Genomic DNA, 22,478 nt, shown 5'->3' with positions numbered 1-22,478 from the left:
CCGGCACAACGCCGCCCGGCCGACAGGCCGCGCGGCGTGTCAACCAACACCGTGAACGTTCGTGGTCACGGCACTAGCATGAACGATCTGACCGGCAGGACCGCCCTGGTGACGGGCGCGTCGCGGGGCATCGGGCAGGCGATCGCCCTTCGCCTGGCAGCCCGGGGAGCGGTGGTCATCGCACATTTCGGCAGCGACCAGCAGGGTGCGGCCGCGACGGTCGACAGGATCGTGCGCGACGGCGGGACCGCGTACGCCGTGGGTGCGGAGCACGGCGTCGACGGCGACATCGAGACCCTGTTCGCCCGGGTCGATGCGGTCCTGGCCGGGCGGCCACTCGACATCCTGGTCAACAACGCGGCGGCGCCACCCGCGGGGCCGTTGGGCGCCACCACGCGGGCCGCCTTCGACCACCTGTTCGCGGTCAACGTCCGAGCGCCGTACTTCATCATCGAACGGGCGTTGCCCCGGCTCGGCGACGGCGCCCGGATCATCACCATCTCGTCCGTGGCGACCCGGATGGCCAACGCCACCCAGACGTCGTTCGCCATGACCAAGGGCGCGATCGAGACGATGACCCGGACCCTGGCCAACGAGCTCGGCGTCCGGGGCATCACGGTCAACGCCGTCGCGCCCGGTGCCACCCGGACGGCGACCAACGGGCCGGACTTCGCGGCACCCGGCCTTACCGAGCTCATCGTCGCGATGACGGCACTGCACCGACTGGGCGGGCCCGACGACATCGCCGACGTCGTCGCGTTCCTCGCCTCCGACGACGCCCGTTGGGTCACCGGACAGGTGATGGACGCGAGCGGTGGCCTGTTCCTGGGCCCGCGCGCCTGACCGCCACGGTGTCCGCGCGCCGTCGAGGTCGCTGACGGGCCGGCAGGTCAGGCCGGAATGCGGAGCAGGACGCCGTCCGCGTCCCCCGATCCCGGCGCGAGGTGGTCGGCTACCGGACAGCGTTCAAGGAGGTGAATCCCTACCGTTGGCACTGCGCGGGCTCAGTCGGTCCACCGGGGAGGACATCATGAGCAGGCGGCAAACCCTTTTCTGCGGCGTCGCGGCGGTCCTGCTCGCGGTCACCGGTTGTACCGGCGGGGACAAGAAGACCGAGGTGAACACGAAGGACGCCTTCACGGCGGCCGTTGACGCGATGCGGCAGGCGCCCGCGTTGCAGTACACCTCCGACCTGGGGGGTGTGGCGGTCACGACGCGCGTGACCAGCGCCGGCCAGTCGCTGAGCACGACGTCTCTCGGCGGCATCAACCTGGAGACGTTGACTGTCGGCGGCAAGGCTTATGTGCGTTTCCCAGCGGGCTTCCCGGTTCCCGGCGCCACGGGAGCGCAGTCGAGCCTGTTGACCGGCAGGTGGCTCACCGGAGGAGCCGCGGTCAGTCCCGCCGCTCAGCAGCCGCTCACGCCCCGATCCCTGGCCGACTCGGTCGGCGAACGCCTTCGTGCCGAGGGCACCGCCTTCCCGCGCGCCGGCGAGACGACGCCGGTGGAGGGGGTGACGACCTGGAAGGCCACCACCTCCCAGGCTGACATCTTCGTGAGCGCGCAGAGCCCGTACCGGCTGGTGCAGATCACGCCGAAGGCCGGCGGTGGGGCGCTTCCGCCGTTGCCGAGCCTGCCGGCCCTCCCGACGAGGACCGGCACTCCCTCCGCCCCGGCCCCACCGAGCCTGCCGTCACTGCCGAGCCTGCCGTCGCTGCCGAGCCTGCCGTCGCTGCCGAGCCTGCCGTCGCTGCCGAGCCTGCCGAAGGTGCAGGGCGCGGCAGCCACCTCCACCGGTCAGCCCGGCGGCTTCGGTCCGCAGCAGGTGAGCCGGCGCCGGCTGGCCCCCGCGGCACCGACGCTGCCCGGGCGGATCCGCCTGACCGGCATGGGACAACCCGAGGTGGACCGCCTGTTCCGCGACCTGACCGACGATGCCAAGCAGCTGGAGAACTCGTTCGATCTGTCCTATCAGTTCACGGCCAGGGGCAACGCCCGCTTCACCGGATGCGGCCCCGGCGCCTGCCGGATAACCGTCACCATCAGCAGCCGCTTCGTGGGCAAGGACCTGGAAACGCCCAGGTCTGCCAGCGCCACCATGACCGTCACCATGACCGGTGACGGCAGGCCGGTCGGCGGCTGTTCCACCACCGGCACCCTGCCGGTCAACGCGACCGGCCAACTGACCTGCGTCAACGCCTCCCCCGCGTGGGCCAGTTGGTATCTGCGGGCCCGTGCTCAGCGGGGTGTACATGTCTACGCCGCGCAGGCACAGGTGCTGGCGCGCGCGACGACGCGGGTGCAGGTCCAGCGGGTCCTCGAAGAGTTGCAGGAGTGGCTCGACGACGCCCGTACCCGCCTCCAGCCGACGCCCACGGCCGCACCGGCGCCGAGCCCCAGCGCGTCGCCCGCGCCGGGCACCCCCTCCACCTCGCCCGGAAGCACGTGCGTGAGTTCCCCTCCGTCGGACGCGCAGGGCAGCGGCGGCGGGTGGATCCTGAACACCACCCAAGGGGTGCCCCGCCGCAACAAGACCACCACTCCCCCGGGCGGCCCCGGTGCCCGCGCCGCCCGGGCGACCGCGTGCATAACCAGGCCCGCCGCCAGGGGAACCGCAGCTCAGGGAGACATCACCGGCTGGCAGGACGCCCAGTTGTTCGCCACCAGGATCGGCGGCGGCAGCCTCGCCCGGTGCCACCTCGTGGCCAACATCCTCGGGGGCAAGGGCATCGCGACGAACCTGGTCCCCTGCTGGCAGGTGGGCATGAACACCGGCACGCCCAGCATGCGCACGTACGAGCAGACCGCCCAGACAGCGGTGGGGCGGTTGGCCGCCGGCGAAGCGGTGTCCTACGAGGTGACACCGCAGTACCGTGACGCCACCAGCACCATCCCGACGTCGGTCACCATGAGCGCTAGCATCCAGAGGGCCGACGGAACGACGCAGCCCCTGTTCAACGGCAGCGTCGTGCCCAACACTCGGACGGTCAACGGAGCGGTGGTCAATCTTGGAAACTGACAGTCCCGGGCCATCAGCAACCGCCGCCCCCCGCAACACCCCGCCACGGCCGGTGTCCGTCGCGGCGATGTTCCCGCAACTGGCGCCGCTGGCACGCACGACGACGCGGCTGCACCCCCGTCCCGGCTCGCCCGCTGGCAACGGGAGCTCGATCGGCGGGCCGCTGCTGTGGCCCGTCACCGAGGCGTGGCCGACCTGCGACGGTCCGCACCCGGCGGACGGACGACCCGCGACGACTGTGGAGGATGTGCGGCTGCTGCGGCACCTCATGACGGCTGCGAACAACCGTCCGGCCGGTGACATGTTCCTCACGCCGCAGGAGCAGGAGGTGGTGGACCGGATCGATCGTGGCCGGCCCTGGCCCGAGGAGCCGGTGGCGTTGCTTCCCGTCGCCCAACTCCACCTTCGCGACGTGCCCCACCTACGTATGCCCGACCAGGCGGACGTGCTACAGGTGCTCTGGTGCCCGTTCGACCACCCCGAGCAGCAGATACCCAGGACGGCACTGTTCTGGCGCTCCTCGACGCGGCTCACCGAGGTGACCACCGCGCCCCCGCAACCCGTTGCGGTCCAACACGAGGGCTACGTGCCGGAGCCGTGCCTCATCCACCCTGAACAGGTGACGGAGTACCCCGCGCCGTTGGAGCTGGAGACGGGCCTGCGTGAGCAGGTGGAGCGGTGGAGCGCGGAGCAGAAGGCCGGCGCCGCCCCGGGAAGCGCCTACGACCAGGCAGAGACGGCTTTCTACCAGTACGAACTGTCCGTCGCGCCAGGCTGGAAGGTCGGGGGTTGGGCGCCCTGGAGCTTCACCGACCCTCGACCGCTGCCCTGCGACAGCTGCGGAACACCGCTGGAGCCACTGCTGACAATCGCCTCGAACGAGTGGGACGACAGCAACCACAGCTGGATCCCGTACGAGGACAGAGCCGACGCCACCGGCGACATCCACCCGGACCCGGCGCGCCCAAGCCTGGTGTCCATAGCCGGATTCAATCTCCAGATCTACACCTGCCCGACATCGCCGCAGCACCCACACGCCGAGCTGTTGCAGTAGCGCAGCCACGACTGACAGGGCGCACCGCCCGCCACGGGTGGAGCCGCGGCACCCCGCCGGAGCGCAGTACCGTAATCGGGCCGGAAGCCGGGCACCCGCACCCGGCAGCCTGCGCACCGCGCCTGCCTTTCGACGCCGGCCGGGTAATGGGGTGACGGTCTCCGGCCGGCCGGCAAGGATGGTGCGTCAAGGAGGTTCGACCACTGATGGCACCCATGGATGGCACGGCCCGACAGCATCGACCGGTCGCCCTGGTGACTGGCGCCGGCCGCACCGCCGGCATCGCCGCATCACTCGTGCTGAACCTGGCCCGGACCGGCTGGGATGTCGCGTTCACCTATTGGACGCCCTACGACGAGCGGATGCGGTGGGGGTCAGATCCCCGAACCGTGACGCAGCTCGGCAACGAGGCCGCCAAGCACGGGGCAAGAACTGCGGCGGTGGAGGCGGATCTCAGTGAGCCCCACGCCGCCACTGACATCTTCGAGGCGGCGGAGCGCGAGCTGGGCCATGTCACAGCGCTGGTTCTCGCCCACTGCGAGAGCGTCGACTCAGGCCTGCTCGACACCAGTGTGGAGAGCTTCGACCGTCACTTCGCGGTCAACGCCCGGGCGAGCTGGCTCCTGATCCGCGAGTACGCCAAACGGTTCCGGGGGGTGCCCGGCACGGGACGGATCATCAGCCTGACCAGTGACGCGACCGTCGGCAATCTGCCTTACGGGGCCAGCAAGGGCGCTCTCGACCGCATCACCCTGGCCGCTGCCCGGGAACTGGCCCACCTCGGCGTGACCGCCAACGCCGTCGATCCGGGCCCGACGGATACCGGCTGGATGACCGCGGAGATCAAGGATGCGGTTCTACGCTCCACGCCGCTCGGACGGCTCGGGCGTCCGCAGGACTGCGCGAACCTCGTCGCGTTCCTGTGCTCGTCGGACGGCGGCTGGATCAACGGCCAACTCCTGCACAGCGACGGCGGATTCGCCTGACCGGACGGCCACCTCGGCTCAGAATCCCCGGAAGACACCGTCCGCGCCAACTGACGTCGCGAACTCGATGTAGTCCATGTTCGCGAGTGACAGGTTGTTCTGGATGGCCTGCACCTGCCGTGGCAGCGCCCGGAACGGTCGCGCGTTCACCCCGGGCTACCATTTCACCCATGTTCAGTGCGCGTCGGACGCCCACGGCTCTGAGCAGACGAGCCCGCTCGTTCGTCAGCGTCCACGGATTCTGGCTCGAAGAACCGCCGGTGGCCCAATATCGAAGCGCGTGGCAGCAGGCGCAGATCCCCGACGAGGTCATCGACCGCGCCGAGGCGTATCAGGCATGCTGGGGTGGCCTTGTCCTGCCGTCCGCGCCGGGCCTGCCCGAGGATGCCGCGGGCCCGCGGATGCTCGGCGTGGAACCGCCGGAGTGGGAGGACACGTTTGTGCCCCCGGGTTGGTTCTTCCAGGCCGGGCCGCAACGCACCGCCGTACCGTATGCGTTCCTGATCGGTCCGGACGGCACGTTCGGAATTGCCGGCAGCGACGATGGGCAGTGGGTCCCGTTGCATCGCAGCATCGACGGCTGGGTCGAGTCCCTGGCTCTCGCGTATGCGGCGATGGGCATGGCGGACACGGTCACCAAAGTGACCGGTTCGGCCATCGACCAGCTCGACCTGGCCGCGATGCAACCGATCGCCGAGGTCGGGGGCATCACGAACGGCTGGTGGTACCGGCCGGGGCTGCTCGCTGCCGTGTACGCGGGCGAGTCGGAGTTGTTCGGCGGGTCGGCCTCCCGCACCGCCTACCTGTACACCGGCAACATCGATACGCAGTGGCTGTAACGCCGGCAGCGGTCAGCCGACGGCCGCCAGGAAATCCGAGTAGAACAGGCCGAGGCCGGCCGCCACGCAGACACCGGCCACGATCCAGAACCGCACCACGATGTTGACCTCACTCCACCCGGCCAACTCGAAATGGTGGTGCAGGGGCACCATCCGGAAGACCCGTCTGCCGGTGGTCCGGAACGAGACGATCTGGATCACCCAGGTCGTCGTGATGATGACGAAGAGCCCGCCGACGACGACCGAGAGCAGCGTGGTGCGGGTGGCCACCGCGAGCCCACCGATCAGGCCGCCGAGGCCGAGCGAGCCCACGTCCCCCATGAAGATCCGCGCCGGGGAGGTGTTCCACCACAGGAAGCCCACGCAGGCGCCGGCTGCCGCTGCCGCGATCATGGCGATCTCCAGGGGATCCCGCACCTGGTAGCAGTAGTCGTTCACGCGGGCGTACGCGTCGTCGGCGCACCAGTGCCGGTACTGCCAGAAACCGATCAGCGCGTACGCGCCGAGCACCAGGATCGACGCGCCGGTGGCTAGGCCGTCGAGGCCGTCGGTGAGGTTCACGCCGTTCGACATCGCCATGATCACGAAGACGATCACGAACACCGCGCCGACCTTGCCGACGTCGAGCCAGCTGATGTCGCGGATGAGCGAGATGTGCTCGCTGGCCACGGTCTGACCGTCGGTGCTCGGCACGTAGAGCGCGGCGACGCCGAACGCTGCGCCGACGATCGCCTGGCCGAGCAGTTTGCCCTTGGCGGACAGTCCGTCGGAGTTGCGCAGACGCACCTTGAGGATGTCGTCGAAGAAGCCGACCACTCCGCAGAAGACGAACAGCCCGAGCAGCACCAGGGCCGTCATGGTCGGCCCCTCCTGCGCGATCTGCCGCTCCGGCAACGTGGTCAGGGCGAGATGCCCGGCGACGTACGCGAAGACGGTCGCCACGATGAAGACGACCCCGCCCATCGTTGGCGTGCCCGTCTTGCCCTGGTTGCTGGCGAGCCCGATCGATCGGATCGGCTGACCGGCCTTGAGCGCGGTGAAGACACGGATCGCCACCGGCGTACCGAACAGGGAGATGACGAACGCGACCGCGGCAGCGACGATGACCGCCCTCACGGGCGCACCTCCCCGTGATGCGAATCTCTCACCGCGTCCCCACCGGTCAGCACCCGGCCCGTCGACCTGAACCGACCTCGCAGATGGCCATCGGCACATCATCGATCACGAGAAACCAGCTCGCCATCCGGCGGCACGCGGAGCTGCCCCGGACCGCACGGGGCCGCAGTTCGCACCGACACGGGCCGCAATTCGTCCAGACATGAGCGTGAACTCACCGTCGAAGTTCGGCCACCTCGACCAACCGCTGGAGCTTGTGCGGGTTGCGGATCCCGTAGATCCGGGTGATCCGGCCCTCGTGGATGACGAACGACAGGGCCGTGTCGATCTCGCCGCCGGGGTCGATGCGCGCCGCGACGCCGCCGTTGAGGTCGATGATGAAAGCCCTGGCGCCGGGCGCGAACTCGGCGAAGCGGGCCATCACCGGGGCGAGCTTCGCCGCCCCGCGCACCGGCTTCAGGGTTGCCGGGGCCAGACCACCGCCGTCGCCCACGACGAGCACGTCGGGAGCCAGCACGTCGAGCAGCCCGGGCACGTCGCCGGTGGTCAGCGCGGCGAGGAACCGTTCGACCACCTGTTCCTGCTCGGCGCGGCTCACCGACATCCGCGGTCGGCGCGCCGCCACGTGCTTGCGGGCCCGCACCGCGATCTGGCGCACCGCCGCCGGTGACCTGCCGAGCGCCTCGGCGATCTCGTCATACGGCACGGCGAAGACTTCGCGGAGTACGAAGACCGCACGCTCCGCCGGTAGCAGCGTTTCGAGTACGGCCAGCATGGCGATCGACACGCTCTCCGCGAGCTCGACGTCCTCGGCGACGTCCGGACTGGTCAGCAGCGGCTCGGGCAGCCACTCGCCCACGTACTCCTCGCGTTGCCGCGCGAGCGTGCGCAGCCGGTTGAGGCAGAGCCGGGTCACGACCCGCACGAGATACGCCCGGGGGTTGCGGACCTCGCGGCGCTCGGCGTCGACCAGTGCGGCCCACCGCAGCCACGTTTCCTGCACCACGTCCTCGGCGTCGGAGACCGAGCCGAGCATCTCGTAGGCGACGGTGAACAGCAGGCTGCGGTGGGCGAGGTAGGGGTCTTCGCTCATGGCGCGGACGCGACTGGCGGCCGCTCGGCCAGCGGCTTCAGGCCGCACGCGGCGGCGAAGCCGTCGGACTCGATGCCGAGCGCCACGTTGCCACGTGTGCTCATGTTCGCGAATGCGATCACCGAGGTGAGTTCGACCACGGCGCGGGGCCCCAGTTCGGCGTGCAGCCGGTCCACCAGCTCGTCGGTCACGGTCGGCGGTGTCTGGCTCATCGCCTCGGCGTACGCCAGGACGTCGCGCTCCAGCGGCGTGAAGACGTCCGCCTCCCGCCACCGCGGGATCTCCCGCGCCTTCGCCACGTCGAGCCCCTTGTTGCGGGCTTCGAAGTAGTTGAAGTCCAGGCACCACGTGCAGCCGACCAGCGACGCGACCGCCATGTGGGCGAAGGACTTCAGCCCTTCGTCGCAGGCGTCCCACTTCTGCAGTTTGCCGCCGAGGCCCAAGCTGGCGAACAGCACCTTGGGGTGGTGCCAGTAGATGCCGACCGGAGTCGGCACCCTGCCCATCTTCCTCTCGATCATCCGCTTGATCAGCGTCCCCTTGACGCCGGTGATCTCGGCCGGGGCAATGCGGGTGGTGTGCGCCATGGCTCCTCCGTTGTCTGTGGCTGTGCCGACGCGTTGGTAGGTCGTCATGCCATGGAGACACCGGCCGGCCCGCGAATGTGACATCGGGTGCAGCGGCCCGGCCGTGACCGGAGGGCCCCACGGCTGGTCACGCTCGGGTGCGCTGCCGCAGCCGGGTCGAGAGGACCGCGCCGGCTGCCATGAGGACCGCGACCACGAGGGACGGCAGGGCGTCGGGCCGGCGCAGTAGTTCCGCCGACATGGTGTTGCCCAGTTGGTGGAGGGTGCCCAGCAGCAGGGTGGGGAAGATTGCGATCAGCAGGCGCTGGTCGGCCGTCGCCACCCACAGGAAGGCGGCTGCCCCGGCGATCACCATGGTGGCGGTAACGATCTGCGTGTTCCTGTCGACCAGGCGGAAGCCTTCCGCGGAGATCAGGTGTAGCCCGAGTATGCCGGCGGTGACCAGGACGGCGTTGGCCCGAGGCGCCGGCGGCACGTCCGCCGGACGCCGCAGGCCCGCCACGATCAAAGGCGCGGCGACAACCGGTGCCCACCACTGCGGCAGGCCGTTGAGGAACAGGTACGGGGAGATCACGGTCGGCACCACCGCCGTCGCCACCACCAGGACGGCAGCGGTGCGGGCGCGGCCCGCGACGAGCGCCCCCAGCGTCGCGGCCACCATGACCTCGTGGATGCCCTGACTCCGCAGGACGGCCAGGGGGTCCGAGAGTCCGCCGAACCGGAACGCTTCGACGATGTCGTCCAGGCCGATGAGCGCACCCAGCGCGAGCACCGCCATGGCGCCCAGGTGGATGCCCTGCCAGAGCAGCACGGCGGTGGGCCGGGCCGCGGTGCTGCCACCGTGCACCCGCAGGGCGCCCCGGATCAGCGAGGCTGCCTGCCGGATGCTGGGCCAGCGGCGGCTGGTCGGCTCGTCGCCGATCAATGTGTCGATCAGTTCGTCGGCGCGTTCGCGGCGGTAAGCGGCCGGATAGGCCCGCAGCAGCATGCGGTAGCGCTTCTCCAGGACATCAGAACTCATGCTGGTCTGATCCTCGCGGTAGAAGGTCGGGGGATGCTTGCTTGTGACGAGCCCTGGCGCGGCAGGCGGTCCATGACCACCCGGGCGGCCCGGGCGAGCCGGTCGGCTTCCTCGCCGAGTACGCGGTAGCCCTCTTCGGTGAGCCGGTAGTAGCGGCGGGCTCGCCCGTTGACGATCTCCTCACCGTCGGCGGCGATGAGTCCTTCGCCGAGCAGTCGGTCGATCACCGAGTACAGCGAGCCGGCGGCGAGGGTCACTCGATCGTCGGACAGCTCGGTCACCCGCTTGATCACGGCGTAGCCGTGGAGCGGTCCACCGAGCAGGGCAGCAAGGACGAAGTACGACGGTTCCCGCAGCGCGGGGCGCGATGTCGATCGCATGATTTGAATATACAGGCAACACGACTATCCAACCAGAGTGACTGTGCACATTGTCTGGTTGAGTGATCGTCTGCACGGGCAACGTGCGGCGGCGTTGGCGGTCCGGGGCTCCCTGCCTCGCGCCCTACAGGTCCATCGCGTAGACCCGGACCCGGCGGCCGGTGTCCGGCTGCACCGTCTCGCGTTCCAGCGACATGCCCAGCTTGACCATTACCCGCGCGGACGCCTCATTGCCGACGACATGAATGCTGACCAGCCGCCGCAGGCCAAGCTCTGCCCGCGTGTGGGCGACCACGGCCTGAGCGGCTTCCGTGGCCAGGCCCCGGCCCCAGTAGGCACGGCCGAACCGCCAGCCGATCTCCACCGCCGGCATGATCTCGGGCAGGAAGGTCGGCGTCGCCAGGCCGGTGAACCCGGCCAGTTCGCCGGTCTCCCTGAGTTCCACCGCATAGAGACCGAAGCCGTACTCATCCCAGTGCCGTTGATAGATGGCCAGGCGCTCTGCGGTCGCGGCCCGATCCAGCGTGCGGCCGTCGTGGATGTAACGCATCACCTCAGGCTGCGCGTTGACCGCGGCGAGCCCGTCCAGATCCTCGTCCTGCCAGCGACGCAACAGCAGCCGCGGAGTCCGCAGGGACGCAGCATCGCCGGAGCTTGTCGGGCCGGGCACACTCCTTTCGTACCCCCTTCGACAACTCCGGTCAATCCACCTTGATCTGCAGCTCTTCAGCCAAGATCGAGAACGCGACCGGATCGGCGAAGACATAGCCGGACTGCTCGTAGGCCTCGTCCGAGAGGTTGATGAACACCCGGGGATCCGCGTCCCCGTCGGGCAACAGGTCATGGTAGATCTCGTGGACCGTCATCACGTCGAGGTACCGCCCGGAACCAAACTCCACGTCCCAGCCAAACTCACGGCCGTTGACCAGCATCCGGATGCGCTCCCCGTCGTCGCCGTCAAGCAGCTCCACATCGGTGATGGTCACGGCGCCGCCAGTACAGGCGGCGGACCTTTCGAACAGCTCTCGGTAACCACCCAGCAGGGAGTCCACCTTGGGATCTATTCGGACGCCGACACCCAGCTCTTCCATGAGGTCGACCAGGGCCATTGCGTTGTCATCGCTGTAGAACGACAGTTGTTCGTCACGGATGTCCGCGAGACTCGCCACCGCTGCGGGCGCGACGATGCCCAGTTCCACTGCCCGGTCCGCGATCTGACCGAGCGTCGCCAATGGCGCCATCTGTTCCCTTTCCCCGATGCGGACGCGCCGACGCGTGATGCTCGCACGGCACCGCCGAACGGGCAACCGGCCAGGGTGATCCGTTTTCGGTGACGTCGCCGTCAGAAGCCCAGGCGCGGATCGTGCCGTCATGCGCCAAGGCTGTTAACCGTCTGCCCGCGCCCACGGACTCCATCACACTCCGCCGACCATCGCTTCTGACCGCCGTCCACGGTGGCTGACACGTCAGCGAGCTGCGGGGCAGCCGGAGCACGTGTGACAGTCAGGGGGCGCGGCCGAGCAGCGCTGTGATCAGCTTGCCGGGCTCGGTGGTGGCCGGGCGGTCGCTGACCTGCCCATCACCGATCTCGATGACCCGCCAGACCCCGTCGGCGCGTAGGGCAAGGTCCACCGTGACGAACGGCAGGCCCAGTGCGGTGATCATCGGTGTGACGGCGTCAAGGTCCACGTCGCGGGCCGGGAAGTCGTTCGGGCTGTCCGGATGTGAACTGACCAGGACGCAATCACCGTTGATCCACCAGGTTCGCGCCTCGGCGGAGGTGAATCGCTCATAACGGCGTAGGACGAAACCGCCGACGAAGTCGTCCCCCCGCAGGTCCCGCAGGCGGCTTGCCACCTTCCAGGCCGTCTCGCCATCGGCGAGGTCGGGGACGAACGCCGCCTCGTGCCAGTAGTGCTTCATCGACTTGGTGTAGTCGCGCAGGACGGCCGGGCCCGTCCCCAGCTCGACACGCGCCCGGTCGAAGTCCGCTCGCGAGGCGCCTGCGGTCCACACTGACGCAGGGGTGAGCGCCGCCAGGGCGGCATACCAGCCGGGCAGTTCGTGGGCCCGCCGGTACTGCTCGGTGGAGGTCCGCAGCATCACGCCGCGCCGGGCCAGCGCTTCAGCGAAAGCCGCGTACTGCTCACTGCGCAGCATCCAGCCACGGTAGACAGCCTCACCGTCGGCTGGCACCAACGCCACCGCCTGCTCCGCGCGATCCGGCCTGGTAAGTGCGTCGTGGTCCACCACAGCCACGCCCAAACCGGCCTCACGAGCGGCCACCGCCTCCGCCCTGAAGTGCTCGTCGGGGCGGCGCGGTCGCAGTGGATCAGCGGGCACCAACAGCATCACACCCGTATCGTCCCAGGCCCGGCCGGGAACCTCCATGACATTTCCAGCCGTCTCGCCGTCCGCAGAGGTGGACACCCCGGCGGCTCGGTGAACACCGTGGACGTGTCGGTGCGTCCGAAGACCGGCGGAAAGCGGGTTCCTCTCAAGCTGGACACCGACGACAGGCGCCGCACCGACGCAGGTGGAGTGAGGGCCGGATTCCTCGGCGTCCACTTTCCGGCGCGTGGTGACCGATAGGTGACTGCGGTGTGACGCCCCGTGGATACGCTGCCAACCATGGCCCCGGGTCCGCCGACCTTTCTGGAGGCCGCCGACGAGGCGGCCCGGCCGCTGCGCGCCGTGCTGGACGACGTCTGGCTGACCCTCGACACCGCGGTCGAGGGCGAGGGCCGCTGGCTGGAGCTCTACGGCGGCGTGCCGGCCGATCCGGTGTTCGTGTGCCTCGACGCGATGAGCAACGTCCTGCACGTCCGCTTCGACGGCACCGATTCGCTGACCGTCAGCTATCTGCCCGGCTGGTGCTACGAGGCCGCCACCGCCGCACACGCGGACCGGCGGCCGGAGGCGTCCGCTGTCCTGGTGACCGACGTCGACACCGCCGAGCCGCTGGTCTTCGAACTGAGGGTGGAGCACCGGATCGCCGGTGCCGAGCGGAGCGTGACGGTCGGCGGAGCGACGGTCGCGTACGCGCCGCTGCCGATGGGGTACACGTTCACGCCCGCGCGCGCCTTCGAGATCGAGGAGGCGGTCCCGTCGGCGACTCCCCTGGTGCACTGGAGTGCGATGCGGCTGCTGCTGGCGATGGCGCCGGGGGTGTCGTGCTCGGCGCGGCCACTGCTCGACGCGGACGGGTTACGGGCGCTGCGGGCCGCGTACCTGCCCGGCGACGGTCCCACACGCTGCGACCAGAGTCTGGCCTTCGAGATCCGGCGCCACCGGCACCCGGACACGCTGCCGCCGCTCGGCGGTCCGCTGGGGGCGGTACCGCTCACCGAAGCCGACCTGGTGGCCGGGACCGTGGCGTTGGACGCGGCAGTCGGGGGGATCGAGGGCGCGCTGCTGCCGACGACCGTCCAGCAGGCCCGAGCGGACGGGCTCGACCTGATGTTGATCCGCCCCGAGCAGGGCCGCCCGCCTCGCGGCCAGCCCTGGTCCTGGCAGCCGGACTGGTTCGTCGCCGCCGCCTCGGTCCTCGACGACGTCGCGTTCACGCTGGCCAAGGACGTGTACGACACCTATGTCGACTGGCTGGGCGGGATACCCGACGGCGTACCCCTGCCGATCCACATCCGGGTCGACCCGGCCAGCGGCGAGGACCGCTTCGCCTACCGGCTGGACCTGCTGGACGCCGACGGCGAGCCGGTCGCCGGCCCGGCCGCCACCGTGCCCGACGGGCCGGTGTGGCAGCTGACCGTGATCCGCACCGCGGGCGTGCGGGTGTTCCTCGACGACGCGGTCGGTGCCGCCGGGGTGAGCACCCTCAAGGACGTCGTCCGCTACCGGGAGCGGGTGGCCACACACTTCGACGACGTACCCTTGGAGATCACCGACGAGGTGGTGCCGGTACGGGACCTGCCGGCCCGGCCGGCCACTCTGGACGAGATCGCCCACGTGGTGGTGACGGTGGGTCAGTTCGTTCCCGTACCCGCCATCCAGGCCATGTACGACCTGCGTGACCTCGGTTCCGTCGCCACCTGGGTGTTGACCGGCGCGGATCTCCAGGGCAAACCGATGAGTGGCCTGGCCGCCGCGCTGACCCTGGGCGGCGTGCTGGTGCCGCCGGTGGTGGAACGGGTCGGTGGTTCGCTCGTGACCGCCGGCCGGCGGGTGCTGACCCGTGGCGACGTGCCGCTGCCCCGACTGACCCGGGCCGCGGCGGCGGCAGCCCCGGTCGACGCCGACCTGGCCGCCACCCTGCTCGAGGAACTGCCGCGGGTGTCGCCGTGACCCGGCCGGTGGAACTGCTGCGACAACAGGCGCTGCTGATGGCTCAGCAGAGGCTGACCGCCCAGGCCGCCAAGAAGGCGGCGGAGGCGGCGACGAACGTGCCGGTCCCGACCTCGTTCCTGCGCGACCCGGCGCACCTCGTCGACCGCTCCGGTGTCGCGCTGGAATCCGCGTACCTGCAGGATCTCTACCAGGCGGCCCGGCGGGACAACCCACGGCTGACCACCGGCGAGTTCCTCGCCGGTGGTGCCGCCGACCCGCTGTTCCACGACATTGTCGACGCGCTCCTCGGCCCTGCCGCCGCGACCATGCTGCGCACCACCGACCCCGACCTGTACCGCCGGGCGCTCGTCCAGGCGTTTCACGACTTCCGGTTCAGCCCGACGCCGTACGACGGCGGCATCGCCTACAGCAGGTACCGCTACCGGACCGGGCGCCACGTCGCGTTGCCGGAGGAACTCAACGTCATTCCGATGAACGCGCCGACGGGCCCGGACCTGCACTATCCGCCCTACGGACCGCTCGTCACGGCCCGCGGCCACCGCACCATCGCGATGGTGATGGCATCCCGGGCGTGGGGACGCGACATCCCGCTGGACGCGCGCGGAGCCGCCCTGTTCCAGGCGCTGGGGCTGACGAGCCGCGACGTGCTGCACGCCTGGGACTACGACCCCGACCTGATGCTGTCCGAACCGCAGATCGCCCACATGATCTCGACCGGTGCCGCGCCGGTCTACCAGTTCCGGATCGTCCGGGAGCAGCCCACCGCCCGGACCGCCGAACAGGCGCGGTGGGAGCTGGCGGCCCGGCTGGAGGACGACGCCCTCCTCGGGGCCGACGACGCCGGGCTGCAACGACTGTGGAGCCACCACGGCAGCGACACCGCCCGTAAGACAGGTGACCCCGCGGACCTGACGAAACGGTACGCCCGGGACCCGTACCACCGGATGTCCCGGGACGAGCTGTTCGAGATGGCGCTACGCCGCCCGGGCGCCTGGAACGTGGCGATGCGCTCCTACGAATGGGAGCACGGCCTGACCCAACGGTTCACCAGGCGCATGGTCGGCTGGGCACGACGGGTGCGCAGGCACCTGGACGAGTCCGTCTGGAGCAGTCGGCTGTCCATGCTCACCGGCGCCGCCGAGCCGGCCAACCTCCAGCTGCTCTCGCCCTGGGAGCACGCCCGGGTCGACCTGCACGCCGGGCGGATGTTCCACGGCGTCACGCGCGTCGACAGGTACGGCAACCGGGCCGTCCCGACGCTTCGCGAGGTCGCCGCGTACGACGACGCCGCCCGGGCGGCCGATTCTCCGCTGTCGCGTGGCGGGACGCTGCGGGCGTTCCCGCTCTCCGACACGGCGCGCGCCGACGAACCGATCGTGGCGTTCGACCAGTTCACCCTCGGGGAACTCGTCGGCGCCCTGCACGACGACGAGTGGCAGAAGGCCCTGCGGACGGCGGCCGGGGAAAGCGCCCGGCTGCAGGCCGAGTGGAACCAGCTCGTGGACCGGCTCAACACACACCTCGCCGCGTACGGCATGCCCGCGGCCCTGCACCTGCCGAACATCTGAGACCAGCGAGTCGGAAGACCGGAGGGGAACCATGACAACCCCTGTCACCACCCAGGTAGGCCTGCGGTTCGTCCAGTTGCGCCGGGACGGCGGTGCCGCCCCGGCGGCCTGCACCACCGGCCCGAAGCTGATCGACGCGGTCGTCGACTTCCGGAACGCCTGGTCGGATCCGGTCCGGGAGGTCGTCACCGACGGGGACGACGACCGGGCCCGGCGACTGCTGGCCAAGCGGCTGGCCGCGAAGGACGACCGCCTGGACGCCCTCGGCAGGCAGACGCTGTGGCTGTTGCTCCGGGCCGCCGTCGATGCCCGGCTGACCGTCGGTGAGCTGCGCGACGGCATCACCCGGTGGGCCGGCGAGCACGACCTCGGTGCCGCACAGCTCGCCTCGGCCGCGGCGGAGCTGACCGGTTGGGTGGTGGACGTGCTGGTCCTGGGCCGGTTCCTGCGGATCCCCCGGTCACCGGCGGCCGTCGTGCTCGTCCGCGTGCTGCGCGGGTTGGCACTGCTCCGTCTCGCCCGGTCCGACGCCGACGGGACGTGTCTGGTCCGGGCACTGCTCGGCGGACGCGACGTGCTGCTGCCGGACCCGCCGGCGCCACCGCGGGCCAACCCCGACGCCGATCGGGCCGACCGGTTCGCCGACCTCGGCCAGACCCTACGACGGCTGCGCTCCCGGGCCGGCGCCGTCGGGCTGACCGACGCCACCGTGCGGGACCTGCAGGACAGCGGCTTTCCCGATCTCGGTGCGGCCGTCTCGGCCACCGCGCAGGCCGCGGCGGACCTCGGTGTTCCGGCCACCACGACGCTGAGCCGCCTCGCCCGGGTGTTCGCCGCCGAACGGGACGATGCCCGCCGCCGGGCGACCGCGAAGCTGACCGGGGGCGACTTCGAACCGGTCCCGTCGCACCCCGGCCCGGCCGACCCGCTGCCCTATCCGGGGCAGCCGCGGGTGCCGGTGCTGGACGCGTACGCCCGCGTCGCCGGCCGGGGCGACCTCATGATCATCCGAACCGCGCTGCTGCGCTACCAGCCCGGCGAGATCTCGTACGTCGAGAACGTGCTGGCCAGCGAGACGCGCGGGCGTTCCCACGTGGCCGACACCAGCACCAGCGAAACCGTGACCACGAGCAGCAGGAGGATCGAGGCGTCCACCGAGGAACTCGCGTCCACCGAGCAGAACAGCCTGGACCGGGCGTTGGCGACGGCCGCGTCGCAGCAGAACTCCACCTCCCTTGGCGTCAGCGTGTCCGGCGGGCTCGGGCCGGTCCGGGCCGGCATCGAGGTCAACGCCGACCAGTCCACCTCGACCGAGACGAGCAGCAGTTCCGCGGTGTCGTACGCCAAGACCCTCACCGAGAGCGCCACGCAGCTCCTGCGTACCGAAACCGCTCATCGCCGGACCACCACGAGCACCGTCCGCGTCACCGAGACCAACACCCACTCCTTCGACAACTCCGCCGGCACGGCCGACATCAGTGGCGTCTACCGCTGGCTGGACAAGGTCGACCAGGCGCAGGTGTACAACTACGGCGAGCGGCTCATGCTGGAGTTCATCGTCCCCGAGCCCGCCGCCACGCTGGTCTGGCTGAACACCCGGACGTCCGAGGACACCAGCCTGGGCGCCGTCCCCGAACCGCCCGCCTGGTTCCTCGACGTCGACGACCTGGACGACGACAACTGGGCCGCCAAGGCCGCCCGCTGGGACGTCTTCGGCGTCGAGCCGCCCCCGGATCCGGAGGTCTTCGCCACCGCCACCTTCGTCGACCCGCCCGCCCGGCCGTTCGACCACGCCAAGAACTCCACCGACAAGTCCCAGCCCGAGTGGGGGTACGCCTCCTACACCGGCGAGGTCGCGGTGCCGGCCGGGTACGTGGCGAGCATCGCGTACGTCCGGAGCACCTGGGGCCTCACCGAAGGTGAGTACACCGCCGAAGCCGGCACCCCGCCACAGGCCGTGCAGGTCGCCGTCGGTGAGCACCGGTTGACCCTCAACGACAGCAGCGAAGGCGTGTCGACCGTCGAATTCGACCACCCCGCCCCCGGTCCGGTCCCGATCGGCATCAGCGCCGACCAGCGGGGCGGGCTCACCGTCGTGGTGCGGGTCCGGTGCACCCGCACCGACGGCGCGTTCCAGGCGTGGCGGTTGCGGGCCTGGGCGGCGATCCGAGCCGGATACCTGGCCCAGCGCTCCGCCTACGACAACGACCAGGCACGCCGGCAGGCCCGCACCGCCTACCAGGCGAACGGGTCGGCGGCCGGCCTCCGGCAGGTGGAGATGCTGGAACTCAGGCGGGCCTGCCAAACCGTGCTCACCGGGCAGGAGTTCGACCTGTACGGCGCCCTGGACACTCGGGACGACGAGGCTCCCCGCGTCGACCGGATGCAGATCGTGGCCGAAGCCGACCACATCCAGTTCTTCGAGGAGGTCTTCGAGTGGGAGAACCTGACCTACCTGTGCTACCCCTACCAGTGGGCCGGCCGGGACCGCTGGGTCACCGTCCGCAGCCGCACCAGCAGCGACGCGCTGCACCAGGCGTTCCTGCAGGCCGGCGCGGCCCGGGTCATCGTGCCGGTACGCCCCGGCTACGAGTACGCCGTCGGCGGATATCTCGCCTCGTCCAAGGTACCCACCCTGTCGCCGCGGCCGTGGCGGGACGGCCGCAATCCGTACCCGCCGATCGAGGAGCTGATCGCCGACGCCCTCGACCGGCCGGGTGAGGAGGTGGCCGTCGGTGATCCGTGGGAAGTCGTCACACCCACGTCGCTCGTCCGGTTGCAGGCCGGTCCCGACCTCAACCCGCCGAGCCCAGGCAGTGAGCCGGCGCCTGCCGGCGGTGTGGCGTCCGGAGGCGGAACCGGAACCTCCCCTGGCCCCGCCTCCGGGGCACCGCAGGCATGACCTCGTCGCCGCTAACGGATGGAATCGGGCGGCGGCTGGGGCTTACCCGCGCGCCGGTGTGGTCCGGGCGATCCGTGCGCCGGGGCTGGTATGACGCGGCTCGACGACCATGTCGGTCACGGTGCTCGCGGCGAACGACGTCGCTCCGGCCATGACGGCGCAGACCGCCACCGCCAGCAGCGCGGTCAGCGGGTGACGCACGCCCCGTGGATCGCGTGGATCAGGAACAGCAGCGAGCGCCTGCAACAGTCCGCCGTGTTCACCGTCGGTGACTGGCACGGCCTCGGCGATGGAGGCGGGTGCGGCTACGGCCAGTGCGGGGACGAGAGATGATGCCATCGACGGGTGGGGTCTTCCTCGGAGTCGTGAAGCCTCACAACTCCATGATCAGCGATGCGGCCTCATCCGTCTCCTACGCCTCCGCAGGGGCCGAGTCTGTCAGCGGCTTGCCTCGGGACGAAGTGAACAGGACCGCTACCGAACGCGTCCGCCGCTCCCCGCTGTGATGTCCGGAGGCTCGAACCCGACAGATCTGACCTCACTGACGTGAGCGGCCAGTTCCTCGGTGGCCACAGCATCCAGATCCACCCCTGTCGTACTGTCGTGAATCCTGCATTCCAGGTCAGCCGGTGAGCGATGTCTTGCGCGATGGCGGCGCCCACGCCGCCGATGAGCGGCATCGTCGAGGCCGACCACCCGGTTTGATCCATCAGGGCTGCGCTGCCAGGACGTTGGGCAGGTCGCCAAGGCGGGCTTTCGCGTCGCTGCTGAGGAGGACTCGCCCGGTTTCTGCGGCGTGCCCGGCAATGATCAGGTCATGCGTTCCGCGTGGTGTTCCGGCGCGCCTACGTGCGCGATGAGTCTGACGCAGTGAGCGGCCGTTGCGTCGGTGTAGTCGAGCACGTCGACTGCGGAGACGATCACAGCCAGCGCTCGGGCCCGATCCGCCGCGAGGGCGACCGCGGCGGAGTTGGAGAAGGGTGATGCGGCCGAGGGGAAACTGATCGATGGCGTGGGTCACCGGGAGTTCACGGAAGCCCATGTCCCCTACCCGCTCGGCGAGTGGCTGAGCCGATCCGCTATGCGGCGCCGGCGATGGTGGCGCCGCTGACGGTGTCCACATACCACCGCTGGTACTGCTCCAATGACCATCCGCGTTGCCGGACGAGCCAGTCGAAGTTGCGGACGTCCTGGGCCAACCAGAGGATGTCGGCCACCCGTTCGACGTCCAGGTCAGGGCGGAGGGCTCCCGTGCCGATGAGTTCCGCGGCGAACATGGCCATGCCACGGCGACGCTCTTCGATGTTCTTGCGCCAGATCTCGGCGGCGTCCGGGTCGGCCGTGGCCGCTGCGGCCAGCGCGAGCATCACCTGAACCTGCCGCGCGTTGACGTCGACCAGGTGGCGGGCGTAGCGGGCCAGCTTGGCGCGGGGGTCCGCGAGCGCGCGGATCTCGGCGACGAAGGGCCGGTCCGGCAGGGCCACCGGTTCGTCATCGCCGGCCAGGGTGACGTCCACCAGCTGGGAGAGCAGCTGCCGCTTGCTGCCGAACACCGCGTACAGAGTCTGGACCGCGACGCCGGCTTCCGCAGCGACAGCGGTCAGCGGTGTGGCCGCGTAGCCGGGGTCGACGAACAGCCGGCCAGCCGCTTCGAGGATCGCTCGCCGGGTCTGTCGTGCCTGCTCTTGTCGACGGGAAGAGTCATAGCGTCTCTTGACAACCACTGTGCGAGTGTAGTGCTCTATTGGATAGAGTCTAACTCTATCGAGAGGTGGTGGCCATGCCGTTCGGCGTGTTGCAGGAGATGCCCGGCGTCAGCGAGGCGGAGTACCAGCAGGTGGAGCGGCACCTCGGACCGAACCGGCCGCCGGGCCTCATCGCCCATGTCGCGGGGCCGACCGAGGACGGCTGGCGAATCATCAACATCTGGCAGGACGAAGCGGCATTTCGTCGGTTCCAGTCCGAACGGCTGGTCCGTGCTGCGGGCTTGGCGGCGCAGGAGGACGGCTTCGACCCGACGAAGGCGGCCCACTTCCGATCGATGAGTGTCGACGGCTCCGAGATGCCGTTCTGATGGCCGACGCCGCCGCCCTGCGGTCCCGCAACGCCGCATTCTGGACGGGAGCGGCAGCTGGCTGGATTCGCCACGCCGATCGACAGGACGAGATCGGTCGACCGTTGGGCGCGCCGGCCATGGATCGATTGGCCGCGCGGCCCGCCGAACGGATCCTTGATGTGGGCTGCGGCTGCGGCGGCACCACAGCCGAACTGGCCGCGGCGGTCGGCGAGACAGGCGCGGCGGTCGGTGTCGACATCACCGAGGCGATGGTGACCGCCGCTCGGCAACGGTTCCCCACGGACCGGTACCCGGGTATCCGGTTCCGCGCGGCCGACATCGACACTCTGGATGTTGTGCCGGGGGCACCGTTCGATGCGGCGTTCTCGCGAATGACCCTGATGCTGTTGGCGGATCCGGTCGCCGGCTGCACCACGATCCGGCGGTCACTGCGACCGGGAGGACGCCTCGCCGCGACTGTCTTCCGCGACGGCAGCGTCAACCCGTGGATGTTCGCGCCGATGCTCGGCGCAGCACCGTACCTCGGGTCGCTACCACCGCTACCGGTGGGTGACGAGCCCGGTCCGTTCTCCTTCGCCGACCCGGCGAGACTCGCCCGGGTCCTCACCGTCGCCGGCTTTACCGCCGTAACGATCACGCCGTGTGACGTCACCATGAACGCTCCGGACGACGCCGATGCGGTGGCCGAATGGCTTATCGAGGTCGGCCCCGCCGGTGCCGCGTACCGGGCGGCTCCGCTGACTGAGCAGGCTTCGGCCCGGGCGGGGGCGGTCCGCCTGCTCGACCGGTTTCGTGAACCAGGCGCCGGCTACCGACTGCCCGCCGGCCTTTGGCTCATCACCGCGGTGGCCGCCAGAACTGACAAGCCGTCCGCCGTGGCCCGTCCGCCGGCCATTCACCACCGACAACCACGTGAGGACGACAACCGATGAGAACGATCCGAATGCTCGCGCCGACCCTCTGTCTTGTGCTCGCCCTGACGGCGTGTGCCGACGCCGACGCGCCCGAGCCCTCCGGGGCCGCGGCACCGGACACTCCCGCAGCAGCCGGCGCGTCCAGCGCCGTCGGATCCGCTCCGGCCGGCGGCTCTACGCCGGTGTCGGCGAAGGAGGTGTGTACCTACCTGGACGGCCAGTTGCCGACGCTGAGGGGGATCGGGTCCGAGACGGGCACGATGGCCAACCTCACCGTGAACCTCTACTCCTGGTACGAGAAGCAGGGTGCCGTGCCGACCGGCCGTCAGATCGACGACCAGACCCGGCAGGAATGTCCGGCGACCCGGACGGAGGTACTAGAACTCGCCGGCATGGGGAGCTTCGAACGGCTGTAGACGCCGCAGCCGGCGACGCCCTGATCGGCATCCGGTCGCCGGCTCAGCTGTCGGACCACCCGCGATCGAAGACGCCTTCGCCGGCTCGGAGATCGGCTGGCCAAGCGTGGGGTGGTCGCGAACTGCCCGTGCCGAAGGACCTGCATCGCCACCCGGGGATGCGCGTCCAGCTCGGCCAGGAGCGAGGCGCAGGCCCGCCGG

General features: G+C 70.4%; 22 protein-coding genes. 11 read left to right on the top strand and 11 right to left on the bottom strand.

The genetic code is table 11. The features are described from left to right. Nucleotides 1–78 precede the first annotated feature (78 nt). The 4 genes from ACLQ2X_RS24875 to ACLQ2X_RS24860 all read left to right on the top strand — a co-directional run bounded on the left by ACLQ2X_RS24875 (nt 79) and on the right by ACLQ2X_RS24860 (nt 5,059). Nucleotides 79–843: an SDR family oxidoreductase gene (locus ACLQ2X_RS24875; RefSeq protein WP_425683490.1), complete on the top strand. Its 765-nt coding sequence runs from the start codon at nt 79–81 to the stop codon at nt 841–843. A gap of 145 nt (nt 844–988) precedes the next feature. Further along, nucleotides 989–3,019, top strand: a complete 2,031-nt coding sequence (locus tag ACLQ2X_RS24870; protein ID WP_425683489.1) for a DNA/RNA non-specific endonuclease — start codon at nt 989–991, stop codon at nt 3,017–3,019. A 67-nt stretch (nt 3,020–3,086) separates the two neighbouring features. After that, a complete protein-coding gene (locus ACLQ2X_RS24865) occupies nt 3,087–4,073 on the top strand; it encodes a hypothetical protein (protein ID WP_425683488.1) in 987 nt (328 codons plus the stop codon). Nucleotides 4,074–4,288: 215 nt separating this feature from the next. After that, nucleotides 4,289–5,059: an SDR family oxidoreductase gene (locus ACLQ2X_RS24860; protein ID WP_425683487.1), complete on the top strand. Its 771-nt coding sequence runs from the start codon at nt 4,289–4,291 to the stop codon at nt 5,057–5,059. 18 nt (nt 5,060–5,077) lie between these two features. On the opposite strand, the gene ACLQ2X_RS24855 is transcribed toward ACLQ2X_RS24860, so the two are convergent. Beyond that, nucleotides 5,078–5,209, bottom strand: a complete 132-nt coding sequence (locus ACLQ2X_RS24855; RefSeq protein ID WP_425683486.1) for a DUF6924 domain-containing protein — start codon at nt 5,207–5,209, stop codon at nt 5,078–5,080. Nucleotides 5,210–5,229: 20 nt separating this feature from the next. Between ACLQ2X_RS24855 and ACLQ2X_RS24850 the strand changes: the two genes are divergently transcribed. Next, a complete protein-coding gene (locus ACLQ2X_RS24850) occupies nt 5,230–5,898 on the top strand; it encodes a hypothetical protein (protein WP_425683485.1) in 669 nt (222 codons plus the stop codon). Between the two features lie 12 nt (nt 5,899–5,910). Here ACLQ2X_RS24850 and mraY read toward each other — a convergent pair whose 3' ends face one another. From mraY to ACLQ2X_RS24810, 8 genes are all read right to left on the bottom strand, one after another. Then, the gene (mraY, locus tag ACLQ2X_RS24845; RefSeq protein ID WP_425683484.1) at nt 5,911–7,014 is read right to left on the bottom strand and encodes a phospho-N-acetylmuramoyl-pentapeptide-transferase; all 1,104 of its coding nucleotides are present in this window, start codon (nt 7,012–7,014) and stop codon (nt 5,911–5,913) included. 214 nt (nt 7,015–7,228) lie between these two features. Continuing rightward, the gene (locus ACLQ2X_RS24840) at nt 7,229–8,107 is read right to left on the bottom strand and encodes an RNA polymerase sigma-70 factor (RefSeq protein ID WP_425683483.1); all 879 of its coding nucleotides are present in this window, start codon (nt 8,105–8,107) and stop codon (nt 7,229–7,231) included. After that, on the bottom strand, nt 8,104–8,694 hold the full coding sequence (locus ACLQ2X_RS24835; RefSeq protein WP_425683482.1) for a carboxymuconolactone decarboxylase family protein: 591 nt from the start codon (nt 8,692–8,694) through the stop codon (nt 8,104–8,106). The genes ACLQ2X_RS24840 and ACLQ2X_RS24835 overlap by 4 nt, the downstream gene beginning before the upstream one ends. Before the next feature lie 127 nt (nt 8,695–8,821). After that, nucleotides 8,822–9,715, bottom strand: coding sequence for a hypothetical protein (locus ACLQ2X_RS24830; RefSeq protein WP_425683481.1), 894 nt, complete (start codon nt 9,713–9,715; stop codon nt 8,822–8,824). After that, on the bottom strand, nt 9,712–10,095 hold the full coding sequence (locus ACLQ2X_RS24825) for a PadR family transcriptional regulator (protein ID WP_425683480.1): 384 nt from the start codon (nt 10,093–10,095) through the stop codon (nt 9,712–9,714). The genes ACLQ2X_RS24830 and ACLQ2X_RS24825 overlap by 4 nt, the downstream gene beginning before the upstream one ends. Before the next feature lie 124 nt (nt 10,096–10,219). Continuing rightward, complete coding sequence (locus tag ACLQ2X_RS24820; protein WP_425683479.1) at nt 10,220–10,765, bottom strand: GNAT family N-acetyltransferase; 546 nt, start codon at nt 10,763–10,765, stop codon at nt 10,220–10,222. A gap of 31 nt (nt 10,766–10,796) precedes the next feature. Continuing rightward, nucleotides 10,797–11,336: a hypothetical protein gene (locus ACLQ2X_RS24815; RefSeq protein WP_425683478.1), complete on the bottom strand. Its 540-nt coding sequence runs from the start codon at nt 11,334–11,336 to the stop codon at nt 10,797–10,799. 262 nt (nt 11,337–11,598) lie between these two features. Further along, nucleotides 11,599–12,486, bottom strand: coding sequence for an ATP-grasp domain-containing protein (locus tag ACLQ2X_RS24810; protein ID WP_425683477.1), 888 nt, complete (start codon nt 12,484–12,486; stop codon nt 11,599–11,601). 240 nt (nt 12,487–12,726) lie between these two features. Here ACLQ2X_RS24810 and ACLQ2X_RS24805 point away from each other — a divergent pair, with 240 nt between their 5' ends. From ACLQ2X_RS24805 to ACLQ2X_RS24795, 3 genes are read left to right on the top strand one after another with little or no spacing between them, the layout of a single operon-like run. Further along, nucleotides 12,727–14,397 (top strand): hypothetical protein, encoded by a 1,671-nt coding sequence (locus ACLQ2X_RS24805; protein WP_425683476.1) that lies wholly within the window; start codon nt 12,727–12,729, stop codon nt 14,395–14,397. Further along, nucleotides 14,394–15,968, top strand: a complete 1,575-nt coding sequence (locus ACLQ2X_RS24800; protein WP_425683475.1) for a hypothetical protein — start codon at nt 14,394–14,396, stop codon at nt 15,966–15,968. The genes ACLQ2X_RS24805 and ACLQ2X_RS24800 overlap by 4 nt, the downstream gene beginning before the upstream one ends. 31 nt (nt 15,969–15,999) lie before the next feature. Then, entirely contained in the window at nt 16,000–18,870 is a 2,871-nt protein-coding gene (locus tag ACLQ2X_RS24795; RefSeq protein WP_425683474.1) for a hypothetical protein, read from the top strand. 42 nt (nt 18,871–18,912) lie between these two features. On the opposite strand, the gene ACLQ2X_RS24790 is transcribed toward ACLQ2X_RS24795, so the two are convergent. Together ACLQ2X_RS24790 and ACLQ2X_RS24785 are read right to left on the bottom strand one after the other, a co-directional pair. After that, entirely contained in the window at nt 18,913–19,209 is a 297-nt protein-coding gene (locus ACLQ2X_RS24790; RefSeq protein WP_425683473.1) for a transposase family protein, read from the bottom strand. Between the two features lie 740 nt (nt 19,210–19,949). Further along, the gene (locus tag ACLQ2X_RS24785) at nt 19,950–20,594 is read right to left on the bottom strand and encodes a TetR/AcrR family transcriptional regulator (protein ID WP_425683472.1); all 645 of its coding nucleotides are present in this window, start codon (nt 20,592–20,594) and stop codon (nt 19,950–19,952) included. A gap of 56 nt (nt 20,595–20,650) precedes the next feature. On the opposite strand from ACLQ2X_RS24785, the gene ACLQ2X_RS24780 reads away from it, so the two are divergent. Genes ACLQ2X_RS24780 through ACLQ2X_RS24770 form a run of 3 tightly spaced genes read left to right on the top strand, consistent with a single transcriptional unit; the run spans nt 20,651 to nt 22,277 of the window. Then, nucleotides 20,651–20,944, top strand: a complete 294-nt coding sequence (locus tag ACLQ2X_RS24780) for a hypothetical protein (protein WP_425683471.1) — start codon at nt 20,651–20,653, stop codon at nt 20,942–20,944. Further along, nucleotides 20,944–21,879, top strand: a complete 936-nt coding sequence (locus ACLQ2X_RS24775) for a class I SAM-dependent methyltransferase (RefSeq protein ID WP_425683470.1) — start codon at nt 20,944–20,946, stop codon at nt 21,877–21,879. The genes ACLQ2X_RS24780 and ACLQ2X_RS24775 overlap by 1 nt, the downstream gene beginning before the upstream one ends. Beyond that, a complete protein-coding gene (locus tag ACLQ2X_RS24770) occupies nt 21,876–22,277 on the top strand; it encodes a hypothetical protein (protein WP_425683469.1) in 402 nt (133 codons plus the stop codon). Before ACLQ2X_RS24775 ends, ACLQ2X_RS24770 begins: the two co-directional genes overlap by 4 nt. Nucleotides 22,278–22,478 lie beyond the last annotated feature (201 nt).

It is taken from the genome of Micromonospora sp. DT31 (assembly GCF_049841795.1).
Classification (GTDB): Bacteria; Actinomycetota; Actinomycetes; order Mycobacteriales; family Micromonosporaceae; genus Micromonospora.
Note: the sequence above shows the minus strand (reverse complement) of the source record. Positions and strands in the feature narration are given on the sequence as shown.

Coding starts and splice junctions, on each gene's coding strand:
- ACLQ2X_RS24790 (WP_425683473.1), bottom strand. CDS start 19,209: ATGGCATCATCTCTCGTCCCCGCACTGGCCGTAGCCGCACCCGCCTCC.
- ACLQ2X_RS24825 (WP_425683480.1), bottom strand. CDS start 10,095: ATGCGATCGACATCGCGCCCCGCGCTGCGGGAACCGTCGTACTTCGTC.
- ACLQ2X_RS24780 (WP_425683471.1), top strand. CDS start 20,651: ATGCCGTTCGGCGTGTTGCAGGAGATGCCCGGCGTCAGCGAGGCGGAG.
- ACLQ2X_RS24875 (WP_425683490.1), top strand. CDS start 79: ATGAACGATCTGACCGGCAGGACCGCCCTGGTGACGGGCGCGTCGCGG.
- ACLQ2X_RS24835 (WP_425683482.1), bottom strand. CDS start 8,694: ATGGCGCACACCACCCGCATTGCCCCGGCCGAGATCACCGGCGTCAAG.
- ACLQ2X_RS24810 (WP_425683477.1), bottom strand. CDS start 12,486: ATGGAGGTTCCCGGCCGGGCCTGGGACGATACGGGTGTGATGCTGTTG.
- ACLQ2X_RS24850 (WP_425683485.1), top strand. CDS start 5,230: ATGTTCAGTGCGCGTCGGACGCCCACGGCTCTGAGCAGACGAGCCCGC.
- ACLQ2X_RS24815 (WP_425683478.1), bottom strand. CDS start 11,336: ATGGCGCCATTGGCGACGCTCGGTCAGATCGCGGACCGGGCAGTGGAA.
- ACLQ2X_RS24795 (WP_425683474.1), top strand. CDS start 16,000: ATGACAACCCCTGTCACCACCCAGGTAGGCCTGCGGTTCGTCCAGTTG.
- ACLQ2X_RS24860 (WP_425683487.1), top strand. CDS start 4,289: ATGGATGGCACGGCCCGACAGCATCGACCGGTCGCCCTGGTGACTGGC.
- ACLQ2X_RS24865 (WP_425683488.1), top strand. CDS start 3,087: ATGTTCCCGCAACTGGCGCCGCTGGCACGCACGACGACGCGGCTGCAC.
- ACLQ2X_RS24830 (WP_425683481.1), bottom strand. CDS start 9,715: ATGAGTTCTGATGTCCTGGAGAAGCGCTACCGCATGCTGCTGCGGGCC.
- ACLQ2X_RS24770 (WP_425683469.1), top strand. CDS start 21,876: ATGAGAACGATCCGAATGCTCGCGCCGACCCTCTGTCTTGTGCTCGCC.
- ACLQ2X_RS24840 (WP_425683483.1), bottom strand. CDS start 8,107: ATGAGCGAAGACCCCTACCTCGCCCACCGCAGCCTGCTGTTCACCGTC.
- ACLQ2X_RS24805 (WP_425683476.1), top strand. CDS start 12,727: ATGGCCCCGGGTCCGCCGACCTTTCTGGAGGCCGCCGACGAGGCGGCC.
- ACLQ2X_RS24775 (WP_425683470.1), top strand. CDS start 20,944: ATGGCCGACGCCGCCGCCCTGCGGTCCCGCAACGCCGCATTCTGGACG.